7 protein-coding genes are annotated in these 8,269 nt (G+C 62.2%); 2 read left to right on the top strand and 5 right to left on the bottom strand.

Annotated features, from left to right (window positions below; genetic code table 11):
* Positions 1 to 143: 143 nt before the first annotated feature.
* The 3 genes from FJ419_RS28830 to FJ419_RS28820 all read right to left on the bottom strand — a co-directional run bounded on the left by FJ419_RS28830 (position 144) and on the right by FJ419_RS28820 (position 3,978).
* A complete protein-coding gene (locus FJ419_RS28830; RefSeq protein WP_140700629.1) occupies positions 144 to 1,793 on the bottom strand; it encodes a thiamine pyrophosphate-binding protein in 1,650 nt (549 codons plus the stop codon).
* Positions 1,790 to 2,965 (bottom strand): CaiB/BaiF CoA-transferase family protein, encoded by a 1,176-nt coding sequence (locus FJ419_RS28825; protein WP_140700628.1) that lies wholly within the window; start codon positions 2,963 to 2,965, stop codon positions 1,790 to 1,792. The genes FJ419_RS28830 and FJ419_RS28825 overlap by 4 nt, the downstream gene beginning before the upstream one ends.
* 80 nt (positions 2,966 to 3,045) lie before the next feature.
* On the bottom strand, positions 3,046 to 3,978 hold the full coding sequence (locus FJ419_RS28820) for an alpha/beta hydrolase (RefSeq protein ID WP_140700627.1): 933 nt from the start codon (positions 3,976 to 3,978) through the stop codon (positions 3,046 to 3,048).
* Between the two features lie 193 nt (positions 3,979 to 4,171).
* Between FJ419_RS28820 and FJ419_RS28815 the strand changes: the two genes are divergently transcribed.
* Positions 4,172 to 5,182, top strand: coding sequence for a ribonuclease (locus FJ419_RS28815; RefSeq protein ID WP_140700626.1), 1,011 nt, complete (start codon positions 4,172 to 4,174; stop codon positions 5,180 to 5,182).
* Between the two features lie 44 nt (positions 5,183 to 5,226).
* Here the strand turns inward: FJ419_RS28815 and FJ419_RS28810 are convergent, their stop codons facing one another.
* Positions 5,227 to 5,412, bottom strand: coding sequence for a hypothetical protein (locus FJ419_RS28810; protein ID WP_140700625.1), 186 nt, complete (start codon positions 5,410 to 5,412; stop codon positions 5,227 to 5,229).
* A 33-nt stretch (positions 5,413 to 5,445) separates the two neighbouring features.
* On the opposite strand from FJ419_RS28810, the gene ettA reads away from it, so the two are divergent.
* Complete coding sequence (ettA, locus tag FJ419_RS28805) at positions 5,446 to 7,095, top strand: energy-dependent translational throttle protein EttA (RefSeq protein WP_140700624.1); 1,650 nt, start codon at positions 5,446 to 5,448, stop codon at positions 7,093 to 7,095.
* 7 nt (positions 7,096 to 7,102) lie between these two features.
* Here ettA and FJ419_RS28800 read toward each other — a convergent pair whose 3' ends face one another.
* Complete coding sequence (locus FJ419_RS28800) at positions 7,103 to 8,233, bottom strand: AIPR family protein (protein WP_140700623.1); 1,131 nt, start codon at positions 8,231 to 8,233, stop codon at positions 7,103 to 7,105.
* Between the last annotated feature and the right edge of the window lie 36 nt (positions 8,234 to 8,269).

Genomic DNA, 8,269 nt, shown 5'->3' with positions numbered 1-8,269 from the left:
ACGGAAAATCCCCGTCTTACGGGGCATGCACATGCGGCATTTCGATTCACCCAACACTTTCCCCGGACAGCCCTGCCTCGTGGGGGAGATGGCGGCAGGACAGAGGGGGGCGCGAAGGAACTCGGCCTAAACTCTGTCGGCAATTATGCCTTGTCGCGGATCTGCGTCAGCGTACGGGTCGGCGTGATCGCTTCGGGATCGAGTTTGATCTCGACGATCGCGGGCTTGCCGCTGGCGCGCGCGCGTTCGAAGGCTGGCGCGAAGTCGGCGGTTTTTTCCACCGTCTCGCCATGACCGCCATAGGCGCGGGCCAGCGCGGCGAAGTCAGGGTTCTTGAGGGTGGTGGCGACGACGCGGCTTGGATATTCCCGCTCCTGATGCATGCGGATCGTGCCGTAAATGCCGTTGTTGACGACGATCACGACGATCGGCAGGTCATACTGGACAGCCGTCGCGAACTCCTGGCCGTTCATCAGGAAGCAGCCGTCGCCGGCGAAGGCGACCACGGTGCGATCCGGGAACAGCGACTTGGCGGCGACCGCGGCCGGCGTGCCGTAGCCCATCGAGCCGGACGTTGGCGCCGCCTGCGTGCCGAAGCGGCGCGAGCGGTAGAAGCGATGCACCCAGGTGGCATAGTTGCCGGCGCCATTGGTGAGGATGGCATCCTCCGGCAGAACCTTTCCGAGATAGTCCATGATCGGGCCCATCTGGACGGCGCCGGGGCCGGTCTGGGGCGGCGTCGACCATTCGAGATAGGCGGCGTGCGCCTTTTCCGTCTCGCCCGCCCAGGCGGGCTTGGCCGTTGGCTTGCGCCTGGCGAAAGCCTCGACAAAAGCGGCGGGCGAAGCATTGATGGCTATCGTCGGCCGGTAGACGCGACCGAGCTCGCCGGCATCGGCATGGACATGCACAAGCGCCTGATCGGGGTACGGGCTCTTCAGCAGCGTGTAGTCGGAAGACGGCATCTCGCCCAGGCGGCCGCCGATCAAAAGCACCACGTCGGCTTGCTTGATCCGCTCCGCCAGCTTCGGATTGATGCCGATGCCGACATCGCCGGCGTAGTTCGGATGCAGATGGTCGAACAGCATCTGGCGCCGGAAGGAGCAGCCGACCGGCAGCGACCAGGTCTCGGCGATCTGGCGCATATGCGCCACCGCTTCCTCGTTCCAGCGCGTGCCGCCGAGAATGACGAACGGCCGCTTGGCGTTGGCGAGCAGCATTTCCAGCGCGTCGAGCTCGGCTTCGCCCGGGCGCGTTTCGACCGGCGTGTGCGGCAGCGCTTCCGGCGCCTCGACCTCGTCGGTCAGCATGTCTTCCGGCAGCGAGATAACCACCGGGCCGGGACGGCCGGACGTCGCCACGGCGAAGGCGCGGGTGACGAATTCCGGAATGCGCGCGGCATCGTCGATCTCGACCACCCATTTGGCGATGTCGCCGAAGAAGCGCTTATAGTCGACTTCCTGGAAGGCCTCGCGCTCCTTGGCGTGGCTGGCGACCTGACCGATGAACAGGATCATCGGCACCGAATCCTGCATGGCGATGTGGACGCCGGCCGAAGCATTGGTGGCGCCGGGGCCGCGGGTGACGAAGCAGATGCCCGGCTTGCCGGTCAGCCTTCCCTGGCAGTCGGCCATCATCGCAGCACCGCCTTCCTGGCGGCAGACGATGGTGCGGATCGAAGAGTCATGTAGCGCGTCGAGCACCGCGAGATAGGATTCGCCCGGGACGCAGAAGATGCGGTCGGTGCCGTTCGCTTCGAGCGCCTCGACGATCAGTTGTCCGCCGGTTTTCATTTTGCTGCTCTCTCCAGTTCGGCAAGGATCTCTTGCGTGTGCTCGCCAAGGCGCGGCGAGGGACGTTCATAGACGAGCGGCGTGCCCGACATCACCATCGGCGCGCGCACCGAGGGCAGGCGGTTGCCATGGCCGTCGTCGAGATCGAGCCGCATGCCGCGCGCGATCGTCTGCGGATCGTCGAACATCTGGCCAATCGTGTTGATCGGGCTTGCCGGCACGCCGGCGGCTTCGAGCTTCGCCAGCAACGGATCGCGATCCCAAGTGCTCAGCGTCGCGATAATCAGCTCGCGCAGCTTCACCCGGTTGGCGACGCGGGCAGGGTTGGTGGCGAAATCCGGATTGGCGGGCAGATCGGCCAGCCCGACCGCCGCGCAGAACTTGCCGAACTGCCCGTCATTGCCGACCGCCAGGATGATGTGGCCATCCCTGACCGACAGCACCTCGTAAGGGGCGATGTTCATATGCGCATTGCCCATCTGCACCGGCGACTTGCCGGAGACGAGATAGTTGAGGTTCTGGTTGCCGAGCGCCGAGATCTGGCTGTCGTAGAGCGCCATGTCGATATGCTGGCCTTCGCCGGTCTTTTCGGCATGGCGCAGTGCCGCCTGGATGGCGATCACCGAATAGAGGCCGGTAAAGAGATCCGAGATGGCGACGCCGGCCTTCTGCGGCTCGCGGCCGGGCTCGCCGGTGATCGACATCATGCCGGCCATGGCCTGGATGATGAAATCGTAGCCGGCGCGCGGCGCGTAGGGACCGTCCTGGCCGAAGCCGGTGATCGAGCAATAGACGAGGCGCGGATTGATCGCCTTCAGGCTTTCGTAATCGAGGCCGTATTTCTTCAGGCCGCCGAGCTTGAAGTTCTCGATCAGCACGTCGGCGGTGGCGACCAGCTTGCGCAGCGTCTCGGCGCCCTCGGGCTTGGAGAAGTCGACGGCAATGGAACGCTTGCCGCGGTTGCAGGAGTGGTAATAGGCAGCCGACAGGTTCTCGCCGTCATGGCTCATGACGAAGGGCGGACCCCATTTGCGGGTATCGTCGCCGCCATCGGGGCTCTCGACCTTGATGACATCGGCGCCGAGATCGGCGAGCAACTGCCCGGCCCAGGGGCCGGCCAGGATGCGGGCGAGCTCGATAACGCGGATGCCTTTCAGCGGAGGTTCGGCCATGGATCACCGTCGTTAAACAAAGCGCAGCCTCTAGCAACCCGCACCGGCCGTGTCACGACCCATACGATGGGCCACGCCGCTCAGGACTTCAGCACGCTGTCGGCCCATCCGGCAAAATCGTTCATGATGGCGTCGCGGTTGATCTCGTTCAGGCTTTCATGGCGGGTTTGCGGGTAAACCTTTGAAACCAGATTCGAAAAGCCCATTGCCTGCATGCGCGTTGCCAGGTGATGGACGGCCTTGCCGTAGTCCGACGCGGGGTCCTTCTCGCCGCCGATGAGATTGAAAGGAAGGTCGCGGCGGACGCCGGTGAAGCTGGAATCCTTGCCGGCGTGAAGCGCCATGTCGACCACATCGCGCCACATCGAGACCGACGCATACCAGCCGCAGAGCGGGTCCGCGATATATTTGTCGACCTCGACCGGATCGCGCGACAGCCAGTCGAACAGGGTGCGATGGTTGGGCACCGCCTTGCCCCAGGCCTGGAAGGTGAGCTTGGGCAGAAGCCGCGACGGCACGTCGGAGCCGAGCCGCATCCGCTCCCAGCCTAGAATGCCAAGCGCCAGTTGCCCGAGCCGGCCTTGCGAGAAATTGCCGTTCCAGATCGCGGCGGCATGGACACGCCCGGAATGGCGCAGGACAAAGTTCAGCGCCACCGAGGCGCCCAGCGAATGTCCAAAGGCGATCACCGGCAAGCCGGGATGCTCGGCCGCGATCAGGTCGTGAACGGCGTCGACATCGGCGATCACCTTGGCGATGCCGTCGCTGTCGGCGAATTTGCCGAGCGGCGCGTCGGGCGCCTTCGTTGCGCCATGGCCACGATGATCGTGGGCGTAGACGTGGAAGCCGCGCCCGCTCAGGAAATCGGCAAAGCGTGCGTAACGCGCCGCATGCTCGGCCAGGCCATGGTTGATCTGGACCACGGCGCGTGGCTTCGCCTCCACGTGTTTCACATAGAGGTTGAGGTTGGCCCCGGTCGGTGAGGCCAGCCTGGTGTTTCTGTCGAATGGCATGTGTCGCTCCCTCGGCGACTGTTGGGCGAGCGTTCTGCTGGCGTCAAGAGGATGAGCGCGCTTGCGAACACGCCGACGGAAGCGCTCAGCTGGGGATTGTTTTTTCGAGCGGCGAAAAAGATCGCAATTCTGACACGTCGGCTGTTCTAGTGTGACGTATCCAATACAGTTCAATGATCGCCGGGAGAGCGGGATGCGGGTTTGGGCATTGTGGGGTTCGATGGTGCTGGCTCTGGCCGGTGCCGGCGTGGCGCATGCCGACGTGAAGATGAGCGGCACGTTCGTCGCCGACAGCGCCTGCCCGGCGACGCAGGCCATCAAGAGCGGCAAGAACCCTGGCGATATCTCGACCGAAGCCGGCAAGAGCTACGACCTTCTTGCCGGCAACAAGGACGAGCCCACGCACTACCTTATCCAGGTGCCGGGCGCCGACCCAGAGCGGCGCTGGGTGAAGATCGGCTGCGGCCACGTCAACGGCGGCAGCGCGCAGACGACCCCGGCGCCTGCCGGCCAGGCCAAATCGTCGCCGTCAGCCTCCGGAAAACCCGAATATGTCTTTGCGCTGAGCTGGCAGCCGGCTTTCTGCGAGACCAAGGCGAGCAAGCCCGAATGCAAGGCACAGAGCCCCGGCGAGTTTGATGCCTCGCACTTCACGCTGCATGGGCTGTGGCCGCAGCCGAACGGCAATTTCTATTGCCAGGTCTCGGCGAACGACAAGGCCAATGACAATCCGGCGCATTGGGGAGACCTGCCGCCGGTCGATCTCGATGCCAAGACGCGTGCCGAGCTCGACCAGGTGATGCCGGGCACGGCGTCCAGGCTCGAGCGCCACGAATGGATCAAGCACGGCACCTGCTACGGCAAGAACCAGCAGGACTATTTCTCAGACGCGCTGAACCTGATGCGGGCGGTGAACGCCTCGGCGGTGCGCGATCTGTTCAACAAGAACATCGGCAAGCAGCTGACGTCGGATGCGATCCGCGGCGCCTTCAACCAGGCTTTCGGTCCCGGCGCCGGGGATCGCGTGCGCGTGTCCTGCCTTGTCGACCCGTCGAGCGGCCGGCGTATGATCGGCGAGATCACGCTCGGCCTGTCCGGCCCGATCGGCCCGGACAGCAAGCTCGCCGATCTCCTGATGGCGTCGGCGCCGACAGCCAAGGCCGGTTGCCCGAAGGGCACGGTCGACGCGATCGGTTTTCAGTAGGCGGCAATTCCTTAGTCAGTCCGTCTTTTGTCGGCCCGACCCTGTCAGGCCGACCTCGGGGCCGCCTGCAGGAGGATCGCCTCGCTGCCGGGCTCGCCGATCACGCGGTCGCGGCCGCTCGACGAGTGGAATAGGGAGCGCAACCCGACGAATCCGCGCGGATTGGCCACCTCGCGCCGAAAGCGATTGCCGTTCGGCGCTTCATCGCCTACATAGCGCGCAACCCCCATTCACCTTGACACTCCATCCTAGGGAAAGCGCGCGTGGCTCGCCAGTTCATCTATCACATGTCCGGCCTGTCGAAGGCCTATGGCACCAAGAAGGTGCTCGATAACGTTCACCTGTCCTTCTATCCGGATGCCAAGATCGGCATTCTCGGCCCCAACGGCTCGGGCAAGTCGACGATCCTGCGCATCATGGCCGGGCTCGACAAGGAGTTCCAGGGCGAGGCATGGCTGGCCGAGGGCGCAACCGTCGGCTATCTGCCTCAGGAGCCGCAACTCGATCCAAGCAAGACCGTGATGGAAAACGTCATGGAAGGCGTCGCCAGGAAGACGGCCATCATCGAGCGCTACAACGAGCTGATGATGAACTATTCCGACGAGACGGCGGACGAGTCGGCCAAGCTCCAGGACGAAATGGATCGCCTGAACCTGTGGGACCTCGAGCAGCAGGTCGAGATGGCGATGGACGCGCTGCAGTGCCCGCCAGGCGATTCCGAAGTGACGAACCTTTCAGGCGGCGAGCGCCGCCGCGTCGCGCTTTGCCAGCTTCTGTTGCGCCAGCCGGATCTGCTGCTGCTCGACGAGCCGACCAACCATCTCGACGCCGAGACTACGGCGTGGCTGGAAAAGCACCTGCGCGACTATCCGGGCTCGGTGCTGATCATCACCCACGACCGCTACTTCCTCGACAATGTGACCGGCTGGATCCTCGAACTCGATCGCGGCCGCGGCATTCCCTACGAGGGCAACTACACCAAGTATCTCGACGCCAAGGCCAAGCGCCTGATCCAGGAAGGCCGCGAGGACGACGCCCGCCAGAAGTCGATCTGGCGCGAGCGCGAGTGGATCCAGTCCTCGCCCAAGGCGCGCCAGACCAAGTCCAAGGCGCGTATCAAGGCCTATGAGGAACTTGTCGAGCAGTCGCAGAATCGCAAGCCGACCGACACGCAGATCGTGATCCCGTCGAGCGAGCGCCTCGGCAACCTCGTCATCGAGGTCGAAGGCCTCAACAAGGGCTTCGGCGACGAGCTGCTGATCGAAAACCTGTCGTTCAAGCTGCCGCCGGGCGGCATCGTCGGCGTCATCGGCCCGAACGGCGCCGGCAAGACGACGCTGTTCAAGATGATCACCGGCCAGGAAACGCCGGATGCCGGCTCGATCCGCAAGGGCGAGACGGTGCGGCTCGGCTATGTCGACCAGAGCCGCGACGCGCTCGAGCCGAACAAGACCGTGTGGGAAGAGATTTCCGGCGGCGCCGAGGTCATCAAGCTCGGCAAGCACGAGGTCAACAGCCGCGCCTATTGCTCGTCGTTCAACTTCCGTGGCGGCGACCAGCAGCAGAAGGTCGGCAACCTGTCGGGCGGCCAGCGCAACCGCGTCCACCTGGCCAAGATGCTGAAGGGCGGCGGCAACGTGCTTCTGCTCGACGAACCGACCAACGATCTCGACACCGAAACGCTGAGCGCGCTGGAAGACGCGCTGGAAGCTTATGCCGGCTGCGCCGTGATCATCAGCCACGACCGCATGTTCCTCGACCGCATGGCCACCCACATGCTCGCCTTCGAAGGCGACGCGCATGTCGAATGGTTCGAAGGCAATTTCGAGGAATATGAGAAGGACAAGCTGCGTCGCCTGGGCGCCGAAGCGGCCGCCCCGCACCGCATGACGCACAAGCGGCTGACGCGGTAAGAGCTTGTTACTGGAGCACTTTGGCCCTTATCGCCGTGCATTTGGAGACGTTTTTGAAAAGCCTGGCAAGATAGGCGTCGGAATAGTCCGATTGAACTACGGCGTCGATCTTGTTGAGCATTGACGACGCAGATGCCTCGACTTCTTGGTCTGTAAAGGTGCTTCCACCATCGTGCGGATGTATTTTTTCAAGTTCTTTCAAAATACAATGCATGAGGAATCTATTTCCGTGTACCACTGTTCCCCGTACGGTTGGAGAAGATTTGTCGTGGTTCTTTCTTAAATAGGTGTCAATTCGCCGCCCTAGAAGTACGAGCGCCCAGAGGCGCTTAGACGAAGTTCCTGCGTTGAATAGAGCTTTGTAGGGCGTTTCGGTTATGTCAGCATAAAGTCCGCCGACATAACCCTTGGCCAATGCTACAAACGATATTTCGTCGCTGGCACAAGCTAGCGCAATGATACCTTCTATGAAATCAAACCCATCTGCGCTCTCTACGGGTGTCTCTCCCTCGCGGTATTCGTAATTCACGCCACTGACTAACAACTCCGTTCTAATCCGTTCCTGTTGGGGGTCCAAGGCAACAAAATTTCTCGCGTCAATCCGATTTTGTGTGTTGGAGGCACGCGTAATAAGTTGCCCCATGGAAGAGTTTGGGTCATCAACTACAATAATTCTGGCCTGAAGGGCGGCTTCCGATATGCCAACCAAGGTTCGCCCAATGGTGCCAACAGTTTGAGCGCCATTTACGACTGTGACTCCAGAGCACTCAAAGATGCCAACAGAACGATCGGCGCCACCAATAGCCTGCTTCTTCATTTTTTCAACAAGTATTGTTAGGCCGTTGTTGAAGTACCAAAAGTTGGCTGGTGACTCGACTAGGCTTTTACCTATGGCTGTATTGACTTCTGATTTTAACCCAAGGAAATTTCGAATGTTCTGTGCAAAAAGATTGTTACCGTATTTGCGATACCATTCTGCAACATCGTTGGCCGACAATTGTCCATAAACGGCTTGCAACGGAGTCTCGACCAACCCGTAATGTGACAAGCGGACAGTGAGGTCGATTTGCGGTGGTGCCGCTTCGTGAACGAAATACTGAAACAGTTGCTTCTGTGAGATGACTTCAAATGAGAACATGTCTCCCGTGTCGTTCTGAGAGTCTACGAACTCCTT

It is taken from the genome of Mesorhizobium sp. B2-6-2, from assembly GCF_006440615.1.
In the GTDB taxonomy this organism is placed as follows: Bacteria; Pseudomonadota; Alphaproteobacteria; order Rhizobiales; family Rhizobiaceae; genus Mesorhizobium.
This window is presented reverse-complemented; position numbering and strand designations above follow the sequence as displayed.

Coding starts and splice junctions, on each gene's coding strand:
- FJ419_RS28825 (WP_140700628.1), bottom strand. CDS start 2,965: ATGGCCGAACCTCCGCTGAAAGGCATCCGCGTTATCGAGCTCGCCCGC.
- FJ419_RS28820 (WP_140700627.1), bottom strand. CDS start 3,978: ATGCCATTCGACAGAAACACCAGGCTGGCCTCACCGACCGGGGCCAAC.
- FJ419_RS28830 (WP_140700629.1), bottom strand. CDS start 1,793: ATGAAAACCGGCGGACAACTGATCGTCGAGGCGCTCGAAGCGAACGGC.
- FJ419_RS28810 (WP_140700625.1), bottom strand. CDS start 5,412: ATGGGGGTTGCGCGCTATGTAGGCGATGAAGCGCCGAACGGCAATCGC.
- FJ419_RS28800 (WP_140700623.1), bottom strand. CDS start 8,233: ATGTTCTCATTTGAAGTCATCTCACAGAAGCAACTGTTTCAGTATTTC.
- FJ419_RS28815 (WP_140700626.1), top strand. CDS start 4,172: ATGCGGGTTTGGGCATTGTGGGGTTCGATGGTGCTGGCTCTGGCCGGT.